The 22,721-nt window shown below is 52.6% G+C and carries 15 protein-coding genes; 7 read left to right on the top strand and 8 right to left on the bottom strand.

The window, feature by feature from the left end:
• The first annotated feature begins 289 nt into the window (after nt 1–289).
• Together VGH19_12505 and VGH19_12500 are read left to right on the top strand one after the other, a co-directional pair.
• Nucleotides 290–853, top strand: coding sequence for a DUF3341 domain-containing protein (locus VGH19_12505; protein ID HEY1172186.1), 564 nt, complete (start codon nt 290–292; stop codon nt 851–853).
• Between the two features lie 21 nt (nt 854–874).
• Entirely contained in the window at nt 875–1,366 is a 492-nt protein-coding gene (locus VGH19_12500) for a hypothetical protein (GenBank protein ID HEY1172185.1), read from the top strand.
• Nucleotides 1,367–1,395: 29 nt separating this feature from the next.
• Here the strand turns inward: VGH19_12500 and VGH19_12495 are convergent, their stop codons facing one another.
• The gene (locus VGH19_12495; GenBank protein HEY1172184.1) at nt 1,396–2,571 is read right to left on the bottom strand and encodes a YhjD/YihY/BrkB family envelope integrity protein; all 1,176 of its coding nucleotides are present in this window, start codon (nt 2,569–2,571) and stop codon (nt 1,396–1,398) included.
• 343 nt (nt 2,572–2,914) lie between these two features.
• Between VGH19_12495 and VGH19_12490 the strand changes: the two genes are divergently transcribed.
• From VGH19_12490 to VGH19_12475, 4 genes are all read left to right on the top strand, one after another.
• Entirely contained in the window at nt 2,915–3,076 is a 162-nt protein-coding gene (locus tag VGH19_12490) for a DUF1328 domain-containing protein (GenBank protein HEY1172183.1), read from the top strand.
• A 35-nt stretch (nt 3,077–3,111) separates the two neighbouring features.
• Nucleotides 3,112–3,756, top strand: a complete 645-nt coding sequence (locus VGH19_12485) for a hypothetical protein (GenBank protein ID HEY1172182.1) — start codon at nt 3,112–3,114, stop codon at nt 3,754–3,756.
• A 5-nt stretch (nt 3,757–3,761) separates the two neighbouring features.
• Entirely contained in the window at nt 3,762–5,873 is a 2,112-nt protein-coding gene (mdoH, locus tag VGH19_12480) for a glucans biosynthesis glucosyltransferase MdoH (protein ID HEY1172181.1), read from the top strand.
• Between the two features lie 181 nt (nt 5,874–6,054).
• Nucleotides 6,055–14,790, top strand: coding sequence for a glucoamylase family protein (locus VGH19_12475; protein HEY1172180.1), 8,736 nt, complete (start codon nt 6,055–6,057; stop codon nt 14,788–14,790).
• Between the two features lie 8 nt (nt 14,791–14,798).
• Here the strand turns inward: VGH19_12475 and ligD (VGH19_12470) are convergent, their stop codons facing one another.
• From ligD (VGH19_12470) to VGH19_12460, 3 genes are read right to left on the bottom strand one after another with little or no spacing between them, the layout of a single operon-like run.
• On the bottom strand, nt 14,799–15,722 hold the full coding sequence (gene ligD / locus VGH19_12470) for a non-homologous end-joining DNA ligase (protein HEY1172179.1): 924 nt from the start codon (nt 15,720–15,722) through the stop codon (nt 14,799–14,801).
• Nucleotides 15,719–17,329 carry a non-homologous end-joining DNA ligase gene (gene ligD / locus VGH19_12465; protein HEY1172178.1) on the bottom strand — a complete coding sequence of 537 codons (1,611 nt, stop codon included), beginning with the start codon at nt 17,327–17,329 and terminating at the stop codon, nt 15,719–15,721. The genes ligD (VGH19_12470) and ligD (VGH19_12465) overlap by 4 nt, the downstream gene beginning before the upstream one ends.
• 13 nt (nt 17,330–17,342) lie before the next feature.
• Complete coding sequence (locus VGH19_12460; protein HEY1172177.1) at nt 17,343–18,170, bottom strand: Ku protein; 828 nt, start codon at nt 18,168–18,170, stop codon at nt 17,343–17,345.
• Nucleotides 18,171–18,488: 318 nt separating this feature from the next.
• Between VGH19_12460 and VGH19_12455 the strand changes: the two genes are divergently transcribed.
• On the top strand, nt 18,489–19,103 hold the full coding sequence (locus tag VGH19_12455) for a hypothetical protein (protein HEY1172176.1): 615 nt from the start codon (nt 18,489–18,491) through the stop codon (nt 19,101–19,103).
• 539 nt (nt 19,104–19,642) lie between these two features.
• Here VGH19_12455 and VGH19_12450 read toward each other — a convergent pair.
• The 4 genes from VGH19_12450 to VGH19_12435 all read right to left on the bottom strand — a co-directional run bounded on the left by VGH19_12450 (nt 19,643) and on the right by VGH19_12435 (nt 22,717).
• Entirely contained in the window at nt 19,643–20,131 is a 489-nt protein-coding gene (locus tag VGH19_12450) for a hypothetical protein (GenBank protein HEY1172175.1), read from the bottom strand.
• A 23-nt stretch (nt 20,132–20,154) separates the two neighbouring features.
• On the bottom strand, nt 20,155–20,697 hold the full coding sequence (locus VGH19_12445; protein HEY1172174.1) for a hypothetical protein: 543 nt from the start codon (nt 20,695–20,697) through the stop codon (nt 20,155–20,157).
• Between the two features lie 95 nt (nt 20,698–20,792).
• Nucleotides 20,793–21,107 carry a BON domain-containing protein gene (locus VGH19_12440; protein ID HEY1172173.1) on the bottom strand — a complete coding sequence of 105 codons (315 nt, stop codon included), beginning with the start codon at nt 21,105–21,107 and terminating at the stop codon, nt 20,793–20,795.
• A gap of 254 nt (nt 21,108–21,361) precedes the next feature.
• A complete protein-coding gene (locus VGH19_12435) occupies nt 21,362–22,717 on the bottom strand; it encodes a sigma-54 dependent transcriptional regulator (GenBank protein ID HEY1172172.1) in 1,356 nt (451 codons plus the stop codon).
• Between the last annotated feature and the right edge of the window lie 4 nt (nt 22,718–22,721).

Below are 22,721 nucleotides of genomic sequence, written 5' to 3'. Positions count from 1 at the left end.
CAGTTACATATTTTATTTCAGCTTTAAGCATGCCATCCAGTCCCGCCGTTTCATAACCTCGGCAAAATAATTTCACTGAATTCTCATGTCTCCTTTGCGTATTGCAAAACGGCGTTGGTCAGCTGGTGCATTTCGCCTGCATCAATCCTTTCCCAGGCAAACCAGATTCTCAAAGAAGTATAAATATTTCAGGGATTACTTAAATTGAGCCACCCATATTTCCTTTGGCATTCTCCTAGCTCTTCTTGCTTCGCCTTGAATTTTTACCAACCAAGAAAGACCGTCAGCCATGGCCAAAAAATCTGCTTTTTGCATTGCCGCCAGCCGTAAGCAGGCAGAAAACATCGTGGAGCGCCTGCAAGACGCAGGTTTTTCCAATAACGACATTTCCGCCCTCTTTCCCGACAAGGAAACGACTCGCGACTTCGCCCATGAGAAAAGGTCCAAAAGCCCTGAAGGTGCGGCTGCCGGCGTGAGCACGGGTGGTATCCTTGGGGGCGCTTTGGGTTGGCTGGCAGGAATCGGTGCTTTGAGCATACCCGGCGTAGGACCATTCATCGCCGCCGGTCCCATCATGACAGCCTTGAGCGGTGCCGCCATGGGCGCCGCAGTTGGCGGAATCACCGGAGCATTGATCGGCATGGGGATTCCAGAATTCGAAGCCCGCCGTTACGAAGGCAAGATCAGAGATGGCAACATCCTTATCTCGGTCCACACGGAAAACAACGAAGAGATCAACCGGGCTAAGGCTATCTTCGAGCAAGCGGGTGCTGATGACATCTCCAGCACAGATGAAGAAAAGGTCAAAGTCGAAGTGAAACGCAAAGTCCATTTCGTACACGGCAACCATTGAACCTGCCCAACACCAACTGCTATGACCTTCCATCCCTCCTTCAAATTCATCCTCGTGTATGAAGATCGCCCCGCCGGTCTTCGGGCCAAAGAGATGTCCGATCGTTTGGCCACCATGCTGGAACCCGAATGCCATGTGACCACCGAGGCATGGAATTTCGCATTGTTAAGTGACAGCCTGTTGCGGGATGTCGCGGCCGAAGATGCCCGTCAGGCGCACATGGTCATCATCTCCGCTCACAAGATCACCGCCCTGCCCACACACGTGAAAAGCTGGCTTGAAGAATGGCTCCCCGCCCGCGAAGGAGGCAAAGGGGCACTTGTCTTTCTGCTTGGAGATAAGGATCAGAACGAGCACATCAGCGAATACGCTTTGGCCTGCGATGACCTGAAAAACCTTACCAACGTCAATGCGATGGATTTTTTTTGCAGCCACCATTCCCAAATCACTACACCAGCAAACGTCATCAAGATGCCGTCAGCCAAATCCGAGCTGTTCTCTGATGCCGTTTAACTACCCGAAACCCAGCTGCGAGCCACCGCTCAACGATGGCTCGCAGCAGCGCTTCTGATTTTCTTTCCCTTCTTGGTTCTGGACCGCACCCATTCCTTCGCCTTCCGCAATCCGTCTCTTGCCTTGTCATAATATTTTCTGGCCCATTCGAACTCGATCGCCATGATGGCGAACCCCGCTGGGATCACCACGAAGGCCGGCCCCGGAAAAAAGATCATCATCACCCCGGCAAGAATGACCACGGAACCGACGATGCCCACCAAGACTTTGCGCGCCTTCTCGGAAAACCTCTCGTTAAACCATTGCCGCACTCGATGAACCCACACCATTTTTCCCTTTGATTCCGCATGTCCTTTGCTGTCCGGCTGCTTTTCCCTGTTTGCCTTCGCCTCGCGAATGCGCGATTCCTGATCCGCCAGACGTGTGAACTCCGCCCCGAAGAAGAGTATCTGGGCCGAATAGTAGACCCACACCAGGATGATCACGAGCGATCCCGCCGCACCATAAGCCGAGGAGAAACTACCTCTCCCCAGATAAATGCTCAGTAGCGACTTGCCCAAATTGAACAGAAACGCCGTAAGCAACGCCCCTCCCCAAACATTTCTCCAGGAGATCTTAATATCAGGGAGCACTTTGAAGATCATCGCGAACAACACAGTGATGACTCCTAAGGAGATAAGAAAATTGATCGTTTTCCAGATGATCTCTTCCGCTGGCAAATAGCCGCTCATGAGACTGCCCAATGCTGATAAGCCTGCACTTACGACCAATGAAACCAGCAGCAAAAAGCCGATCGCCAAAATCATGGCAAAGGACATCAATCGGTCCTTAATGAAATGGACCACCCCTCTGCCTGTCTCCCGTTTTACATTCCAAACTGTGTTCAAGGCCGACTGCAACTCGACGAAAACTCCCGTCGCACCAACGAACAATGTACCTACGGCCGCCACAGATGCCAAAACACCTGCAGCCGGTTTGTCCGCCGCCGCCACAACCGCCTGAATGGCCTCCCCCCCTTTCTCTCCAACAAGAGCGTTCAATTGATCAAACAATTGCTTTCTCGCCGCCTCTTCTCCAAACCACATGCCCGCGATAGCCAACACGATGATAAACAAAGGAGCGATGGCAAAGATGGTATAAAACGCCAATGCTGCCCCCAAACGGCTTGCATCATGCCCAGACCATGACTTGGCCGCTTCTTTCAACAACCTTACGAAATATCGTATCTGTGTGATCATTGCATCCGCATGTTTACGTGCCTCAGAATGGTATTAGCACTGCCAGTGCCACAGATCATCACCATGCCTCTTCTTGCAGATATACCCCTGAAAACAAAGCGCGAGCACCTATCACAATAAGAAATACACCATGAATCCAACACCACGATTAGAAAAAAACTGTGCCGATTGCACTGCACTGCATGATTCTGCATGTCACTGGTTCCTGCTTCTTCTGACACCACACACGCCGAAGAGCTTCAGGCCGTGCCACTTAGCGGTTATTGAATCATCATCAACCTCCGGTCCGTTATTAGCTTATCAATGAAGTATGTTGAACTGGACTGTCATCTTTCTACTGCTAGCTTTAATTGCTGCCGTCTTGGGAATCGGCATTGTCGCAGGCATTGCAGCATCCATTGCCAAAGTTCTGTTCGTCATTTTCCTGGTCTTTTTCATTGTCTCACTGCTCAACAGCAGAAAGAGCGCATAGACTTGGGATGCCAATCTCACAAACGGTTTAAAGCCATGAGCTCATTGATGCCAATTGAGACCGAACCGGCTGCGGATGACCTCGAACACATTGTATCTGTTGCAGAAAAGTTGGCTCCCACTGCTCCTCTTGAACGTGATCAGAGTCTGTTTTTCCCCAAGACAGGTGCTGAAGCAGAATGGAATGCCGCCTATTACCGGCTCGAAGATTATTTCCGTTCTTTGCATCTCTACAACAAGATCCATCAAAGCCAGCTCATCCTGCGCTTGCTTCGTACCGCCTCTGAGAAGCACCGTCTCAATCCAGAGCTCAATCTAACCACCTTGGCGATGGAGGAGACGTACAGCGGGATGGACACCTGGTTCGAAGATGTTCTCCAGGCAGAGGATAAATTCTCACATCAAGGCCGCCTCTCCTTGTTCATCACAGATGCGATGGAGAAACACCCGTCAGTATTTCTTTCAGAAGATGTGCCTGCAGATTACGAACGCGCCCTGCGTCAGTGCCGGGTTCAAGCCGGGCCTGATCTGCAATTCTCCAGCATGGTGCCCCGTCCCCTGGATGACAGCCCGCTTGTGGAGATCGAACTACCGGAAAGCTGGAAACGCGGTTTGTCATTTCTCACCGTATTTGCGATCGCAGCATTCCTCACCGCTTTCTTTCTCATCTTCATGGGATAAATCGTATGTTCACCATATCGCAAGCAACACCGTCAATGATCCGCAACCGCCAGATCATCTTTTGGGGTGTCTGCTCCGTGCTTATGATCTTGGGTACGCTGCCCATGGCCTATTGGACCATCAATCAAAGTTTCAAACTGACAGCCGCCCTGGTGTTCCTGCTCTTCATCGTCCTTCTGAGCCAACTCGCATATGGGTTTACCATGGCCGTGACAGGTCACATACTGCTGAGACGGGGCGGCGATCACGCACGCATCAATAACACGCTGCCACCCGGCATCTTCAAAGATAAACTTGCCTCCACAGCCATTGTCATCCCCATCTTCAACGAAGATCCCAGCCGCGTGTTCCAAGGCATCAAGGTGATGTACGAATCCCTTCAGAAAACGGGCGCAGGCGATGCATTCGATTTCTTCATTCTGAGCGACTCAAACAATCCGAACAACTGGATCGCTGAAGAGAAAGCCTGGCTGGAACTCTGCAAGCAGACTGAGGGATTTGGACGTATCTTCTACCGTAAGCGCCGGATCGCCCTGCACAATAAAAGTGGGAACATAGCAGATTTTTGCCGTCGCTGGGGTTCTCTCTTCCGCTACATGATCGTGCTGGATGCAGACAGCATCATTACCGGCACGGCCCTCGTACGACTGGTTAACCTGATGGAACAAAACCCCCGGGTGGGCATAATCCAGACAGACTCCAAAGCCGTCCTTGGGAAAACGCTATACCAGCGCATCATCCAGTTTGCGATCGATGTTTATGGTCCGTCATTCAAAGCTGGAGCCAACTTCTGGCAACTCGGCAGCGGCAATTTCTGGGGTCACAACGCCATCATACGCCTGCGCCCCTTCATGAAGCACTGCGCCATTCCAGAACTGGATGCCAGCAGTCCGCTGGGACGCCGCATCCTCAGCCATGATACCGTGGAAGCGGCCTTGATGCGACGTTCGGGTTACACCGTATGGTTCGCCTACGATCTGGAAGGCAGCTATGAAGAGAACCCACCCCATTTATTACTGGACCTCAAGCGGGCACAGCGCTGGTGCTTTGGCAATCTTCAACATATCTGGTTGCTGCATGAACCGGGCATCAAACCGCAAAACCGCATTCACATCATTAACGGCATAATGTCGTACACCAATGCGTTGCTTTGGTTTCTTTTCCTCCTGCTGAATACGATGCTTGCCTTGGCTTCCGATACTACTCCCAGCTCCAGTGAACCGATATCTAATTGCTGCGGCGGAGCACTCCTTGGATATGTGCTCGTGCTCCTTTTCCTGCCCAAGGTACTCGCCACAAACTTTTATCTATCCAAAAACCAAATCCCCGTCAGCAGCAGCAAACTGAAGATTATCGGCAGCGTCTTGGGCGAAACCCTGTTCTCATTCCTTTTGGCACCAATACTGATGTTTTTTTACACGCGCTTTGTTTGCGCAGCGTTCCTCGGCTCCATGGTCACCTGGGGAGCGCAAAAACGAAATGACGATGAAATCCCGTCATGGAGTGATGGTCTCGCTGCTTTTGGCAGTATGATCTGCATGATACTCCTTTGGGCCGCAATCATAGCATGGATAAACCCCGGCTATCTGAGCTGGATGTCTTTGGTCTTCATCGGCCCAGTATTCTCGATATTTTTCACACGTTACACCGCCTGCGCTCAGCGGGGCGAAAGAGCCCGCAAAAACGGCTGGTTTCTCACTGCCGAAGAAATATCGACACCGGAGGATCTGCGAGAAGTGGAGTCCCCCTTCATCGTTCCTGCCCCGCCGTTCTTCCAGGCCAAAGATTACGCCCAAGATTACGGATTGATGCAGGTATTGCTCGACCCGTACATCAACTCCATCCATGTCTCCTTGCTCCGGCAACGCCGTCAAGTCAGCCCGAAACATCGCGAATACATCAACACACTCGGTGAGCGGCTTCTTCTGGATGGCCCGCATTCTTTGGGACCACGCGAAAAACGCGCAATCTTATGGGATGCCGAATGCATACTGACGTCCCATCGCCGCCTGTGGAGCACACCCGCAGCCCATTTGCACAGTTGGTGGCAGGCCGCTTTTCGGCACTACAATGAAGCCAGCGTGCTGGTCACCCGTCGCAGCTTGAATGTCATCTGATACCCTGCCCCGGCATGCAAAAAGGTTCTCTCTCCGGCTGCTTCGATGCAATTTGCAGGATAGCTGCCATCACATGCTGACACAACTTGTGTAAATGAAGGGGAACGAGCGGGTTGCGATTGCTGGCACACACCCTGCGAAGAAGTAAGGCGATGAACCCACAGGAATGTGAAATGAACCTATGAATACACTGCTCAATCCCGGGTTCGCAATGGACGAGATGGATTCGCTGCTCTGTTCAGAATCCGACGGGCACCCATTTCGCAAGGATCTTTACAGTGTGGAAGTCCTTCAGCGCCATGCCCGCCACCTGGCACAAAAGCATAGACCCGCTCCCGGCAAAGGCCCCAACCTCCTCCTTCCGCGGCTGGCCTCAAATGAAAAACTGTTGCGAGACTACAACGAAGCCACTCTCCGCGCCGAGAAGACCCGCCGTATCACTCCGGCAGGGGAATGGCTGCTCGATAATTTTCATCTGATCGAAGAACAAATCCGCACTGCCAGACGTCATTTGCCCCGCAGTTTCAGCCGTGAGCTTCCTCATCTGAAAGACGGCTCATCCGCCCAATATCCCAGAGTGTATGAACTCGCCTTGGAGCTCATCTCCCACGTCGATGGCCGGATCGATGCGGTGCATCTGAGCGCTTTTGTAGCTGCCTATCAGGAAGTGTCTGCCCTGAAACTGGGTGAACTATGGGCCTTCCCCATCATGCTGCGCCTGGCGCTCATTGAAAACCTGCGCCGCGTGGCCGCTCTGCTCTCCGGGGCGCGCAAGGAACGTGACGCAGCTGATGAGTGGGCCGAAGAGATGTTGAAAACGGCCGAAACCGATCCTTCCAGAATGATTATCATCGTGGGACGGATGGCTCAGGCAATTCCTAAGTTATCACAGCCATTCGTCGCGGAATTCTGGCGCCGCGCCCAGGAGAAATCCCCCCGCTTGAAAGTCGCCGTCAGTTGGATGGAGGAACGGCTAGCTGAGCAGCATGTTGCCATTGAGGAACTGGTCCTCGCCGAGAGCAGGTCACAGGCCGCCAATCAGATCTCCGTTGGCAACAGCATCGGCAGCCTCCGTTTTTTGGATTCCATGGATTGGCGCGAGTTCGTCGAAACTCAAAGCGTTGTAGAAAGCGCCCTGCGGGGCGATCCGGCACAAGTCTACCCAAGCATGGATTTCGCCACCCGCGACACCTATCGCCACACGGTGGAGCGCATCGCCAAAGGCAGCGGAAAAACTGAACTGGAAGTCGCCAATGCCGCCATCAATCTGTCACGCCAGCATGATGGCGAGACGGATGCACGGTTGATGCATGTAGGCCATTATCTGATTGGCAACGGACTCGATCAGATGGAGGAGATTTGCGAATATAAACCCTCGCCGATGGCGCAGATTCGGAAATTCGGTAAACACCACCCCCTCCTCTTCTATGCCGGCGGCATCCTGGTGCTCTCGTTCGCCATCACCCTTGGCATTCTGCAATGGGCCGCTGCCGCAGCCTGCTCCCGCCTTTCCACCTTGTTTGGCCTGGGGGTTCTACTGATGCTCTGTGCCAGTCAGCTCGGCATCTCGATCGTGAACTGGCTAAGTCATCTGTTCGTCGCTCCCAAACAGTTGCCCAAGCTCGATTTTTCAAAAGGCCTCTCGGCAGAACACGCCACCATGGTCACCGTGCCCACCATGCTCACGAGCGTTGACGGTATCGACAGGCTTCTGGAAACCCTCGAAGTGCATTACCTGGCCAACCGTGACCCGCACATTTTTTTCTCCCTGCTGACCGATTTCCGCGATGCCCCCCAGGAATTCATGCCATCTGATGACGAACTCGTCCATCGTGCGATGAAAGGAGTTCATGCGCTAAACAAAAAGTACCGGCACGACCGGCCTTGCATCTTCTTCCTCTTCCACCGTCCACGTCTTTGGAATGAACAGGATCAGGTCTGGATGGGTTATGAGCGTAAACGCGGCAAACTGGCGGACTTGAACCGTTGTCTGCGTGGAGGCAGCTCCAAGTGCTTTTCCCATATCTCAGGCGACCTATCGCAATTGCCCCGCATCCAGTACGTCATCACGCTGGATACCGACACCCAGCTTCCGCGCGACGCCGCCCAACAGCTTGCCGCCACCATGGCTCATCCCCTGAACAGGCCCCGCTACGATTCCTCAAGCGGAATCGTGGTGGATGGTTACAGCATCCTCCAGCCCCGTGTCGCAGTTAGCCTTCCAAGCTCTGGGAAATCACACTTCGTCAAACTGTTTTCCGGGGACCCGGGCCTTGACCCTTACACACGCACTGTTTCTGATGTTTATCAGGATGTATTCAAGGAAGGCTCATTCATCGGCAAAGGCATCTATGATGTGGATGCCTTTGAATTGGCGGTGTCAGGCAAGTTCCCTGAAAACCGGATTCTTAGTCACGACTTGCTCGAAGGCAGTTATGCCCGTTCCGCACTCGTCACGGACGTGCAACTCTTCGAAGACTACCCCAGCCGCTACAGCACGGACACTAAACGGCGTCACCGCTGGATCCGGGGAGACTGGCAGATCGCCACCTGGTTGCTGCCCCGCCTTCCCGGATTGGATGTCAGGCGCGTGAAGAATCCCTTAAGCGATCTTTCACGTTGGAAGATATTTGACAACCTGCGCCGCAGTCTGGTGCCGCCTGCCATGGTGATATCTTTTGCCCTCGGCTGGTTGCTCTTTCCTGCCCACGCACTCACATGGAGCCTGATCATGGTGGGCATGATCGCCTTCCCGTCGGTACTGGCTGTCGTCTCTGACCTGGTCAGAAAACCGAAAGAGATGCCTGTACTCATCCACCTGAAGAGCGCTCGCATTAACGCCGTGAGACATGCGGGCCAGGCATTTCTTGCAGTGAGCTTTCTGCCATATGATGCCTGCATCAGCCTGGATGCCGTGATCCGCACAATCGTCCGCCTGCTCTTGACCCACAAAAAACTTCTGGAATGGCAGACCAGCAGCGATACTGAAGATCAGCGTGATGGCGGGTTGGGCAACTTCTTCCTCACGATGTGGCATGCCCCCACTTTAGCCATTGTCATCGGGGTTCTCCTTGCAGCCTTAGGTTTCAGTGGTTGGTCTGGCGTGCTTCCATTCTTGCTCTTGTGGGCGTTCGCCCCTGCCGTCGCATGGTGGATCAGCCAACCATTGGCAGAGGATACACACAGGCTCACTTACAGACAGATCCAGTCTCTCCATGTGCTGTCACGAAAGACCTGGCGGTTCTTCGAGACTTTTGTCGGCCCGGAAGACAACTGGCTTCCTCCCGACAATCTTCAAGAATATCCGAAGCTCGTATTAGCCACCCGCACTTCACCTACCAATATCGGGCTGGCTATGCTTTGCACACTTTCCGCATATGACTTTGGATATTTGACCCTGGATGAACTCGCCCGCCGCCTGCGTGAAACACTGAACACTCTGCGTAAGCTGGAACGTTATGAAGGTCATTTTTACAATTGGTACGACACCCGTTCGCTGGCTCCCTTGCCCCCGCTCTACCTTTCCACAGTGGACAATGGCAACTTCATGGGCCTGCTCCTCACCTTGCACTCCGGCCTGTTGGAAGCGGTTGAAGAGCCATGGAGCAGCAAACCTGCCGCGCATGGCTTGCAAGATACCTACCAGGCGTGGATGGACTATGCCACCCAGCGGCAGCAGAACCGCCAGCCTGCCAGCCAGCAAATCATCAGTCGCATGAAAACATGGGGTGACCATCTCAAACCACAGTCACAATTCCCCAGCCAGTTCCGCTCACACCTGGCATCATTGGCCGGTTCTTTTGCCGCCCTTGCCGATCTGCCTGAAACCCAAACCGATCCTGAATTTGCCTGGTGGCAGACCGCCATTGAGCGCATGCTCCAGGCTCAGCGTAACTGTGTTGATTCACATTATCCATGGCTCGTCTTGGAAGAACCTCTGCACAATCTGTTCTCAAGGGGGGATTGGGGCCAACTTGAGAAAATATGGCACGACTCGATTGCTCCCCAAAGCCTGCGCACGCTCATCAATGAAACCCCCGTGAGATTGTCAGTGATTGACAATTACCTACCGGTTGCACAGCAACGATCTCCAGAAGCCCATACCTTGTTGACCGAGTTTAGAAAACTTCTGGTTCTGGGCGCTCAACAGGCAGGCGAACGTTTGCTTGCCCTCGAAAAACTGGCTGAGGAATGCGATTCCTTCGCCCGGATGGATTTCACAATGTTGTATGATCACGCGCGTGAACTCTTCTCCATCGGGTATAATGTCCATGACCATCGATTGGACGCGAGCTGCTATGATCTGCTGGCCTCAGAAGCGCGTTTGGCCAGCTATGCCGCCATCTCGCTGGGGCAGCTACCTCAGAGGCATTGGTTCACCTTGGGGCGTCTTCTGACCATGACAGAAGGCCATCCTGCGCTCATTTCCTGGAGCGGGTCCATGTTCGAGTATCTCATGCCCATGCTTGTCATGCCTTCATACGAAAACACCCTGATCGATCTCTCCTGCCGGTCTGCTGTGCTTCGGCAAATCGAGTATGGAAAACAAAGGGGTGTGCCTTGGGGCGTTTCGGAATCCGGCTACAACCTTCGCGACACATTGGCCAACTATCAGTACCGCGCCTTTGGCGTCCCCGGCCTTGGCTTCAAACGAGGCCTTGCGGAAGATGTTGTCATCGCCCCCTATGCGACACTCATGTCACTCATGATCACGCCGGAAGAGGCATGCAACAATCTTGACCGCCTGCGCGAGATGGGCGCCGAAGGCGCCTACGGTTTCTATGAAGCCCTCGATTTCACGCCTTCGCGCGTGCCTCGCGGCCAGGATTACTCGATCATCCAGTCGTTCATGGCTCACCATCACGGCATGAGTCTGCTGGCCTTGGCCTACACGTTGCACGATCGACCGATGCAACGTCGCTTCAATGCGAACCCGCTCTTCAAATCATCGGAATTGCTCCTGCATGAGCGCGTGCCCAAGGAATCGTCCGTGCTCTATCCGCACGAACTGGAAGCCAGCACATCGCGCGAGAATCCAAACCAGAAGGAAGTCACATTGCGGGTCTTTCGCGATCCGAACTCAGGCCCCCCCGAAGTACACCTGCTGTCCAACAATCGCTACCATGTAGTCGTCACGAACTCCGGGGGCGGCTACAGCCACTGGAATGGCACCGCGCTCACCCGGTGGCGCGATGATGTCACAAGGGATTGTTGGGGCACGTTCTTCTATCTCCGTGATAGGGAAAACGGACAGTATTGGTCTGCCGCACATCAACCGACCTTTGCGGCAAACTCCAGCTATGAAGCCATCTTCAGCCAGGGACGGGCCGAGTTCCGCTCCCTCGTCAACGATATTGAAAGCCACACGGAAATCAGTGTGTCTCCAGAAGATGATGTCGAGGTGAGACGCGTCACCTTGACGAACCGGTCCCGCACCTCGCGTGAGATAGAGCTGACAACTTATGCAGAAGTCGTCTTGAACACCATGGCTGCTGATCTTGCCCATCCGGCCTTCAGCAATCTCTTCATCCAGACACAGATCATTCCGGAACGTAATGCAATCATCTGCACAAGACGCGCCCGCAAATCAGGGGAGCAGTTGCCTGTGATGTTTCATCTCTTGCTGCACGATGGGAATGAATCCGGCACAACATCCTACGAGACGGACCGCTCACTCTTCTTGGGACGGGGTCGCGACACCTCTGCCCCGCTCGCCATGCACAGCACAGCCTCATTGGCGAACAGCGAAGGTTCAGTGCTTGACCCCATCATTTCCATCCGGCGTGCGGTCCGCCTGGCCCGCCAGGAGTCGGTGCATTTCACCTTTGTTTCGGGCGTCGCAGCCGACCGTGAGAGCCTGGATAAGCTGATGGAAAAGTATCAAGACCAGACCATAGCTGACCGTTGCTTTGAACTGGCCTGGACGCACGGCCTGGTCGTACTGCGACACCTGAACGCCACCGAGACCAATGCCCAGCTTTACGGACGTCTCGCCGGTGCGCTGCTCTACAGCCAAGGCACTCATCGCGCTCCGGCTGCAGTCATCTCCAGCAATCGCAAAGGCCAGCGCAACCTCTGGAGCTTTGGCATCTCAGGCGATCTCCCCATCATCGTAGTAAAGAGCCGCCATGCTGAGCGCTTGGATCTCATCCGTGAAGTCGTCCAAGCCCACGCCTATTGGCGCATGAAAGGCCTGTTGGCAGACTTGGTCATCTTGAATCAGGACGATTCTGTTTATCGCCAATCTCTTCACGATCAAATTCTGACGTTCGTAGCCTCCAGCAATGCAGCACAACTGTTTGAGAAACCAGGCGGCATATTCACCCGGCGCCTCGATCAGCTTTCATCTGAAGATCTGGTGCTGCTGGAAACCTCTGCACGGGTTGTTCTATCAGACGAACGCGGAACGCTTGCCAAACAGCTTGATCACCAAATTCGCCCCGTCCCTCTTCCTCCCCTGTTGACGAATAAGACCCGGGCATTGAGTTATCTGCCCGTGAACCTGCCACAGCGGGAACTCATCTTTTTCAATGGGCTGGGTGGATTCACTCCCGACGGACGGGAATATGTCATCACCCTCCGTCCCGGCCAGATGACTCCGGCACCATGGAGCAATGTGCTTAGCAACGCTGGCTTTGGCACATTGATCACAGAAAGCGGCGGGGCTTACACTTGGAGCGAGAACTGCCATGAACTACGCCTCACTCCATGGTCCAACGACCCTGTCGCCGACACGAATGGCGAGGCTTTCTTCATCCGGGACGAAGCCACTGGCAACTACTGGTCGCCCACACCGCTTCCGGCCAGTGGAAAAACTCCATATGTGACAAGGCATGGCTTCGGCTACAGCGTATTTGAACATCAAGAAGAAGGCATCTCGTCCGAACTTTGGGTTTATGTGGCCACAGACAGACCTGTCAAGCTGGCCCGGCTCAAGCTGCGCAATCACTCGGCTCAATCCCGCACCCTCTCCGCTTATGGATACTGGGAATGGGTAATGGGTGAATTCCGTCATAGGAACGCGATGCATATAGCCACCGAGTTTGATGTGCAGGCAAACACGCTTTTTGCCCGCAATCCTTACAATCTGGATTTTCCGGACCGGGCCGCGTTTGTAACCTGCAGCGAACCTGTCCGCTCTTTCACTGCTGACCGCATTGAATTCCTGGGCCGCAACCGGGGGCTTTCTTCTCCTGCGGCACTTGAACGTGTGCGCTTGGGAGGCAAATCCGGCTTGGCGCTCGATCCCTGCGGCGCGTTGCAGATTCTGGTTCATCTCGCCCCAGGACAGGAGCGTGAAGTTTACTTCACCCTCGGCTGTGCAGAAAACACCCAGCAAGCCAGACAGCTCGCCGAAACATTTCAAAAGTCTGAATCTGGCCAACACGCTCTGGAAGGCGTCTGGGACTATTGGAACCGCACTTTGGGTACGGTCTATTTCGAAACTCCGGAACCTTCTCTGAACGTGCTGGCAAACGGCTGGCTGCTCTACCAGGTCCTTTCCTGCCGTTTGTGGGCACGCACCGGCCTTTACCAATCCGGAGGTGCCTTTGGTTTTCGCGACCAGCTTCAGGACGCCATGGCACTCGTCCATGCCGAACCGCGACTTCTTAGAGAACAATTACTTCGGGCAGCCGCTCATCAATTTCGAGAAGGAGATGTACAACACTGGTGGCATCCACCCCATAATCGCGGAGTACGCACCCATTTCTCAGACGACTACCTCTGGCTGCCATACGCGCTTTCCCGCTATGTCGAAACGACCGGCGACACCGGCGTGATGGACGTGCAAGTCCCATTTATTGAGGGCCGCCCATTGAAGCCCGAGGAAGAAGCCTACTATGACACACCCAACCGCTCTTCTGAAAGCGCCAGCCTATACGAACACGCAGTTCGCGCTGTACGCAACGGGTTCAGATACGGCGATCATGGCCTTCCTCTGATAGGTTGCGGGGATTGGAATGATGGCATGAACATGATCGGTGAGCACGGCAAGGGTGAAAGCGTATGGCTGGCATTTTTCCTATACGATGTACTGAAGCATTTCGCCCCCCTCGCCCGCCTGAAAAGTGATTTGGCGTTCGAAAAGGAATGCGATGAGCAAGCGAAGAGACTGCAGGCCAATATCGAAAGCAATGCATGGGATGGGCAATGGTATCGGCGCGCCTATTTTGATGACGGTGAACCGCTCGGTTCTGCTCTGAATCCAGAGTGTCAGATCGATGCCCTTCCTCAAAGCTGGGCTGTGCTCTCTCAGGCCGGAGATCCTGAGCGTTGCCGGACAGCCCTCGAAGCTGTACAGCATCGCTTGGTACGCCGTGAAGCCAAACTGATCCAGTTGTTCGATCCACCCTTCGACAAATCACACCTCGAACCAGGTTACATAAAGGGCTATGTGCCTGGAGTGCGTGAAAACGGCGGGCAGTACACCCATGCGGCCATCTGGACTGTTATGGCCTTTGCCCAAGCCGGCGATATCGACCGCGCATGGGAACTCTTCTCTCTCATCAATCCTGTTCTGCACACAGACACATCGGAAAAAGCTGCCCGTTATAAGGTCGAGCCTTATGTCGTTGCAGCTGATGTTTATAGCGTGCCTCCCCATACCGGGCGCGGAGGCTGGACTTGGTATACCGGTTCAGCCGGCTGGATGTATCGCCTGATCACTGAGACATTGCTCGGAGTGAATTTGGAGATCGACAAGCTCCACCTCACCCCACGCGTGCCGTCATCATGGAAATCTTACCGTATCCATTATCGATATCGAAACACGGTGTATCACATCGACCTCATCAATCGCTCGAACAATTGGAACGGACAGCAAACAGTGATCATGAATGGGGGCACCCAAGCTGATGCAATGATCCGCCTGATCGATGATGGGAGAAACCACCAGGTGGAAGTCATCTTCAACTGATAGCAAGATCAAATGGTTGCCAGTGTCTTCAATGCTGGCAGCCTCTGCTTCAGTTTCAAAACCGGCTCAAATACATCCCCTAATTTGACTGCTCGCTTTAGAACATCCTGGCTCTCAAAAACCAGCAGAGCGGCTTTGTTTTTCCTCAGAGCGCTCCCGACTTCGTCCCAAGTGACCGGAGTAGACACGGTAGGATGGTCTTTAGCACGTAGCGAGTAGGCACAGATCGTAGTTTTGTGGTCATCGTTCTGGCTCCAATCCACCAATACCCTTCCTCTTCTCAAGGATTTTTGCATCTTCGACACGACCAAATCTGGAAATTGCCTCTCCAATGCCAGCGCCACCGCGTGTGCGAATGATTTGGTTTGCCCATATGTCACTGCCAAATTTAGCGGCACATAAACTTGTAGCCCTTTGGATCCGGATGTCTTTGGAAAACACTTCATTCCCAACTCATCGAACAATCCTTTTAACCAGAGTGCGACCCGGCAGCACTCAATGACATCTGCTGGTGGTCCCGGATCGAGATCGAAGGCCAAGGCAGTCGGCTTATGAATGGCTGGCGCTTTATGCAAGAACGTATGCAACTCCAGATCCGCCAGATTCGCCGCCCAGACCAGCGCAGGCAAATCGTTCATTACACAATAATTGATCTCTCCCCCTTTTGAGCGGGGGACCTTGGCTGTCTTAACCCATTCCGGCCGGTGTGGCGGGCACTTCTTTTCATAAAAGAAAAACCCATTCACACCATCCGGATAACGCTTGAGAGTGATGGGACGGTCCTTCAAATGCGGCAGCAGATAAGGAGAGATCTGCACATAGTAGTCAATCACATCTCCTTTGGTGAAACCCGTTGAAGGATAAAATATCTTCTCAAGATTGCCGACTTTTACCCGGGTTCCTTCAATGGTGAGTTGTGTTTTCGCACTCATGCAGTCACCTTTTCACGAACGACATCTTTGGCTTCTTTGTCCTCTCGCAGCCCGAGAAATACCGGTTGCCGCAAGCTGCCATCGCGAGTCCATTCTGAGAACCTCACCTGGCAAACTATCTCAGGTTTTAGCCAATGGCAGAGCTTCATCTGGGAAATGGTGATACCTTTCCCATAATGTTGACGGTTTTTTTCAGGCAAATTATGGAATGGGCACTTGTCGCTGTCCAATTCACAGAAACACTTGTACAAATGCCGCAAAAGCCTTCCATCAAAGCCTGTCCCTACCTTCCCAACAAACGCCAACCCTCGCTGATCTTGGATGCCCAGCAAAAGAGCCCCAAAATACTTGCGGCTGCCAGCAGGCTCAGTAAAACCTCCGACAACAAACTCTTGCTCCTGCTGCAGCTTAAGTTTGATCCAGGCTCCGCTTCGGCGTCCGCTTTCGTAGAAGGAGCCGGATCGCTTTCCAATCAAGCCTTCGACCCCCAGTTTTCTCGCTTGCTTCAAAAGTCCGTCACCATCATCGCCCAATGAAGGCGAAATACGGATCGGTTCGGTCAATTTCAGTGATTCAAGCCTTGCACGACGCTCTTCCAGCGTCAGCCTCAAAAGCTGCTCACCATCAAACCGTAGCACATCAAAAACATAGTATGCCAGCGGCGGACGTCCGGAACCCATTTCATAAGCCTGTAACAGCTGAAATGATGATTTGCCTTTCTTGTCCAAAGCCACGATCTCTCCGTCCAAAATCGCGTCGTCGAAACAAATCTGTCGCAAAGCCTTTACGACCTCGGGGAACTTTCTACCCAGGTCATTTTCATTCCGGGAATAAAGCTCAACTTTTCTCCCGCGACAAAATGCAAGCGCACGAAAGCCATCAAACTTGATCTCGTAGTGCCAATCTCCCTCAGGCGGCTCACTAACCAGCCGGGCTTTCATCGGTTCAATGAACGCGCTCATGGCATGCGGCTTCACCGTTTCTTTTTTCCTCGGCTCCACATGCTCGGTCGATTGCTCCCGACGATCCGTTTCTCTCCTTGCTCCGGATTTCCACACCTTTGCACTTTTCCCCAACTCTTCCATCCCCAATCCTGATATCACTGATCTGTTCTCCTCTTTCTTGCTCGGCGGCCTCATACCTACTCCACCTTTGATAAGCAACCATTGCCCTTTATCACGCAACCTGACCAAGAACCATTCACCTTCAACTTTTTTCCCATGCAGTTCCACGTGCAACTTGCCATTTGCCAGATCTTTTAAAGGCGTACGGCTTAACGGTTCAAACATACCTGTGTCCCAGACCATCACCGTGCCTGCACCGTATTGTCCTTTCGGAATGACCCCTTCAAAATCGATGTAAGTGACTGGGTGATCCTCGACCTGCACGGCCAAGCGCTTCTCTCCTTTTTTGTAGGGCAACCCCTTCGGCACAGCCCAAGATTTCAATGCACCGCCCAGTTCCAATCGGAAGTCATAATGCAACCGACTTGCTGCATGCTTTTGAATCACAAAGCGGAACTTGCCCGGATAGGACGTTGACTCTGCAATGTCAGGCTCAGGCGTCGCAGAGAAATCGCGCTTGCCTATGTATTCCTTGAGAGACATGGCATACTTTCAATCAAGCGGCCTTTTTGTGTGATTTTGCAGTCCTTTTTCTGCCCGCCTTGCCCCGGGCAGCAGTCTCCTGTATGCTTTGCTGCAATACGGCAGCTAAATCGATCACATTTGCAGGCTTTGTCCTCCGTTTCGGCGCCTGCTTGTTAGCACCGCCATGCTCCAGTTTCCCCTCAATCACTTTCTCCAACGCCTCGCGATAATCATCCTTGTAATCCCCAGGATTCCATACGGTTGACATGCTTTCGATCAATTTTTGCGCCATGCTCAACTCATTCGCAACAGCCTTCCGCTCGACAGGTTCTTTGAATTCATCCGCCGACAGTATTTCACCCGGGAAATGCATCAACTCCAGCATCAAGCGATTCTCTTCCGGTTTTATGGCAGCGAGATGCTCCCTAGTCTTGATGACCACTTTGCTGATGGCAATCTTTCCGCTCTCCTCCAAAGCAGCACGGAGCAGTGAATACGCCTTATCCCCGCCCTTGCCGACCTCCATATAGTATGGCTTATGGAAGAGCAATGGATCCACATCTTTGATCCTCACAAAATTGATGATCTCGACAGTTTGCGTAGCTTCAATATCCACGCGCTTGAAATCCTCCTCTTTCAGAACGACAAATTTGTCTTTCTCGTACTCATAACCCTTCACTATCTGATCCCAAGCCACCTCCTTACCATCGGCTTCTGCTACGCGTTTGTAGTTTACGGGACTGAGATCAGATTTCCGCAGGAGCCGGAATTTCAATTCCTCACGCTTGACGGCAGAATAGAGAGACACGGGTATCGTCACCAAACCAAAACTGATTGTCCCTTTCCAGATGGCATGCATGGCACATTACCAGCAAAGTGTGTACCGTCTTGATGGCGCCCTCCAACGAACGTGCGTATGTCACGCAAAAGCTTGCACATTGCAAAACATCGACTGTCAGAAAATGCAAACATGACGAAGCAGTCTTCTCTTAATCCCCTCTCTTCTCGAACAGTTATCCAGCATTCCAGAACTGCTGGTTTTATTTCTATCGTCCTGTTTTAAAAGTAATTATGCAGCCAGTCATCAGTATAAAAGTTGTTTTAAAACAAAGACAAAAACAAAACTCCTCCCTATGGTCGAAACTTCGGGCATAGATTCTGCGATTGGTAATCTCATATGAAAACTACATTTCAGTTCTCAAAAATCGCAACTCTAGGTCTGACTCTCGTCATGGCTTGTGGCTTATTGACAGCCTCGGTCCTTGATCGCACGGCCTTGGATTTAGCCAAAGAAGGCAACAAGTACGTGATCGAACAATCACGGGACAAAATCGTCCAAATCCGCTCGGATAAATCTTCCCGCAGCACCACTCCCACGACCTGGTATGTGGTGTATTTTGAAAGCCTGACCCCGGTGGAAAACGCCACATCGCGTTTCGCTACGGGTACGGAACTCAAGTTTACGGCAGGCAACCTGGTCAGCGTGAAGCGCAATGTCCAATTACTAGGCCTGACCACTGAGCAATACGCCGAGATGGACGCATCCCAACTCAAAGTTGACTCTGACAAGGCCTTGGACATAGCGCTTCGGGAACCCATCCTTGAAAATTTGAAAGTAATGGGAACGGATATGACACTAACCCAGGGAACAGAGGGTTTCCCCATTTGGAAAATCTCGATCTGGGCAGCCAAAAAAGACACCAAGATCGATCTCAAAGTCGGCGAAATCTGGGTAAGCAGTGTCGACGGAAAAGTATCCAAGATCAATGTTAACCCCGGTCGCGTGGGTTAATATTTCAAAACTTCCAACAATAAAATTAAACCATACTTGAAGGCGGCTTACACAGTCGCCTTCTCTTTTTGCATCTTGCCATTTTGATTTGGCCGGAAATAATCAATCCCCTCATTAAAGACTGACTAATAGGAACGGCAGCAACTCATTAAATCCGACATGCAGGAGTGAGTTGCTGAGCGCCGCCTTCTGACGGAGATAAGGTTGGAGAATCGAGATTATCCGCCCGGCCCGATGAGCGAAAGCAATTCGCTTCAGAAAAGATAGGCCAACCAGAGAAATTCCACCATAGAGCATCCTCCCTGTGAAACCTTTTGAGACAGCCTCAATCCATTTCCTCTTGATCTGCAGTCAAGCTGTCAGAAACTTAGGGCTGCTTCGATGGGTTGATTTGCAGCGATATCTGACAACGGGAAACACAACTCGTTATAGCATCAGAAACCGGGAAGCCGGGACTTCGGAACACCATTGATCAAACAAATTAAAACGCGCCGGGCAGAGTAGCAATCGCCCGGCGCGTTATGAGCAGATCGATCTTTTTAGGGAGCGATCTTGTCACTCAACCATTGGCGCGCCTGTTGGAATGAATCCTTCACATCGTCATAGGTTTTCTGGAAACCTGATTTGACGTCGTTCCAGCTCGATTCGCTGGCGTCTTTGATGCCATCCAATTGTTTGTCCAGGGAAGCCACTTTGACCTTTAGCGCTTCCAATTTTGCTTTGCCCTCTGTTTTAGTGGGCTCACTTGCGTTCTCGAGACGGGCAGCCAGCATATCCATCTCTTTTTTGATATCCGCCAGCTGCACTTTCATCTTGTCGGCGAATTCTGCCCTCTGGGCATAGGCATATTCATTGATTTCTTTCGCTGCAGCTGCCGTTTCATTCTGGACCTTCTCCACCTGGCGGGCTGTCGCATCAACGCCCTGATTGACCGGTTTGTCATTGGGAGTTGGTTGCGGGCTGGGCTTGCATCCCACAGCAAACACCGTTGCCGCCGCAAATGTAATAGCCAATACTTTCTTTTTCATATTATTCCTTTCTCTATGTCCGGCTAAAAGGTGGTGCGAAAACCAAGCCTTACAACGCCGTAGTTAGCCGTCTTGTCCACGAGGACATACCGGGCATCTGTGAAAATTCCGATCGCCGAACTGAAGCGATACTCCAGGCCACCACCAAAGTGTGCGAACCACTGCCTGGTAAGATCGAACTCATGACCGCCGCCGCCATAAATATAGGGAGCCAACCCGGTGGTCCCGATTGGCAGACGGAATATGCCGCTGGCCGAAACGTTATCCACAAAGCTGTGGGCTGTATTTTCCACAAAGGCGTCACCACCTACACCAACGTGTTTGGTGAAGAAATAGCTCATACCGATGCCTGCCCCCAAACGCGCATCATTCTTTATACGGTTTGCGGAGATGTTGTCTATGGTCTCGCGACCAAATGACGCAGAACCAAAACCTTCGAAAACCATTTCATGAGCATGATAAGGGCCATCAGCATCATCATGCACATTACCCTCATGCTCTGCCCAAGCAGATGAGGTCAAGGTTAAGGCTAAAACTGTTCCGACGAATAATGGTTTAGTTTTCACGTATTGGTTCAATTTCAAGTTTGGTGATATTAGTTTAGTAAAAAGCGCGTCATATCATATAAGACATGCGCGCTGTGGTCTGTAAGCCCGAGAACTCAAGGCTTGACGGTGATGTTATTGCGAAGTTCTTTCACACCTTCCACATTCTTGGCGAGATCACTGGCCCGGCTCTTCTGCTCGTTGTTGTCAACAAAGCCGCTGAGTTGCACGCTGCCTTTGAAACTCGCCACCTCGACGTCCGGATACTTATAGATGGCGTCGTTGTGAAGGGCGCTCTTCACCCGCATGACCGTGGCACGGTCATCAATTGATTCTCCCGTGCTGCGTTCCGAGCGGCTACCCGCACAACCGGCGGACAGAAGCGCGATTCCCAGCACAGTACCCATGATGAATTGACTGAAGTTTTTCATAACCATTGTGTTGTTCTTTAACTGCAACTTGATTTAAGCAACGCAGGTGCCACAGCCTTCGCTCTGCGCAACCCGTTGATTCGCTGATACTTTTAACTAGAACTAAACTTCCCACTTTATTGCGTATTGCAGGGTTGCAGTTACTTCGATGCATTCGGCATGAAAATTCCAAGACGCTACCCAGGTCAAATCGCGGTAAGGAAATAAAAAAACCAGCCCTGGCAGGGCTGGTTTTATAACTATATATACTATAGCTATTCTAATCCAAGTTTTTTACGCTTCCGGTAGAGCGTGGCTTGATCGATTCCCAAGACTGAAGCTGCCTCACCGAGGCTGGAGACTTTCTCCAGCACTTTTCTGATGTGGAGTTCCTCCAGCTTGTCCAAAGAGATCAGCGTTCCTACCGCTTCTGAAGCGTTTGTGGCACTTGTGTTTGGTGAGCGTATCTCGGCCGGGAAATCCTCCGGCTTTATGTGGTCGTCCTGAGCAAGTATGACCGCGCGTTCAATGGCGTTGCGCATCTCCCGGAGATTGCCCGGCCATGAGTAAGCACGGAGACAGGTGATAGCCTCCGGTGCGAATCCGATCTGGGGACGACGGCATTGCGAACCGAAATGGGCAGCGTAGTTTTGCGCAAACTTCACAAGATCTTCCTGACGCTCTCTTAGCGGTGGCATCTCCACACTGATCACATTGAGGCGAAAATAGAGATCCTCACGAAATGCACCTTCTGCGACCCTCTTCCTTAGATCACGGTTGGTGGCGGCGATGACACGGACATTTGCCTGACGCGTGACATTCTCCCCCAAGCGTTCGTATTCACGTTCTTGCAACAAGCGCAGGAGTTTTGGTTGGATTTCCATCGGCAGATCGCCGATCTCATCCAAAAACAGGGTTCCACCTTCGGCTGCCTTGACTTTGCCCCAATGATCTTTGACGGAACCGGTGTAGGCACCACGCACACTGCCGAAGAGTTCGCTTTCGAGCAGTTCTTTTGAGAGACTTGGGCAACTCACGGTGATGAAGGGTTTTTCAGCGACAAGGCTGTTCTGGTGGACTGCACGTGCCGCCACGCTTTTGCCTGTGCCACTTTCGCCCAGTATCAGCACGGATGCTGGCGTGGGAGCCGCTCGTAGCAGAACCTCCATCATCTGCTGCATCAGCGGTGTGGTGAAGTCGAAGATTGGCTCTCCGGATTGTGATTTTGTCTCACTTACTTCGCGTTCGAGCCGTTCGATGCGCTGTCCCATCTGATGGAATTTGTTCAAACGCGCCAGGACCATCAGAAATTCCTTCCGCTGAAACGGCTTTTCCAGAAAATCGACCGCGCCCCGGCGCATTGCTTCCACAGCCGTTTTCACATTGCCCTCGGCGGTAAACATCACCACAGGAAGCTGGGGATGGCTCTTCACGATCTGCTGCAGGATATCGAGACCGTCCTCGGCGCCCAGGTGAAGATCCAATAGCGCCGCATCAAACTTGGTCTCCTTCAAACGGGAGAGCGCGTAAGCGCCCGTCGGCGCGCCTTCAGCGTAGTGGTTCTCATCGTCGATCAGGATGCAGGTTGCCTCCCGAAACGTTTTGTCATCATCAATTACAAGGAAGTCCATAAGT

The organism is Verrucomicrobiia bacterium (assembly GCA_036405135.1).
Classification (GTDB): Bacteria; Verrucomicrobiota; Verrucomicrobiia; order Limisphaerales; family JAEYXS01; genus JAEYXS01.
The sequence above is the reverse complement of the archived record's forward strand: the minus strand, read 5'-3'. Positions and strand labels throughout refer to the sequence as shown.

Coding starts and splice junctions, on each gene's coding strand:
- VGH19_12505 (HEY1172186.1), top strand. CDS start 290: ATGGCCAAAAAATCTGCTTTTTGCATTGCCGCCAGCCGTAAGCAGGCA.
- VGH19_12500 (HEY1172185.1), top strand. CDS start 875: ATGACCTTCCATCCCTCCTTCAAATTCATCCTCGTGTATGAAGATCGC.
- VGH19_12490 (HEY1172183.1), top strand. CDS start 2,915: ATGTTGAACTGGACTGTCATCTTTCTACTGCTAGCTTTAATTGCTGCC.
- VGH19_12485 (HEY1172182.1), top strand. CDS start 3,112: ATGAGCTCATTGATGCCAATTGAGACCGAACCGGCTGCGGATGACCTC.
- mdoH (HEY1172181.1), top strand. CDS start 3,762: ATGTTCACCATATCGCAAGCAACACCGTCAATGATCCGCAACCGCCAG.
- VGH19_12475 (HEY1172180.1), top strand. CDS start 6,055: ATGAATACACTGCTCAATCCCGGGTTCGCAATGGACGAGATGGATTCG.
- ligD (HEY1172179.1), bottom strand. CDS start 15,722: ATGAGTGCGAAAACACAACTCACCATTGAAGGAACCCGGGTAAAAGTC.
- ligD (HEY1172178.1), bottom strand. CDS start 17,329: ATGTCTCTCAAGGAATACATAGGCAAGCGCGATTTCTCTGCGACGCCT.
- VGH19_12460 (HEY1172177.1), bottom strand. CDS start 18,170: ATGCATGCCATCTGGAAAGGGACAATCAGTTTTGGTTTGGTGACGATA.
- VGH19_12455 (HEY1172176.1), top strand. CDS start 18,489: ATGAAAACTACATTTCAGTTCTCAAAAATCGCAACTCTAGGTCTGACT.
- VGH19_12450 (HEY1172175.1), bottom strand. CDS start 20,131: ATGAAAAAGAAAGTATTGGCTATTACATTTGCGGCGGCAACGGTGTTT.
- VGH19_12440 (HEY1172173.1), bottom strand. CDS start 21,107: ATGAAAAACTTCAGTCAATTCATCATGGGTACTGTGCTGGGAATCGCG.
- VGH19_12435 (HEY1172172.1), bottom strand. CDS start 22,717: ATGGACTTCCTTGTAATTGATGATGACAAAACGTTTCGGGAGGCAACC.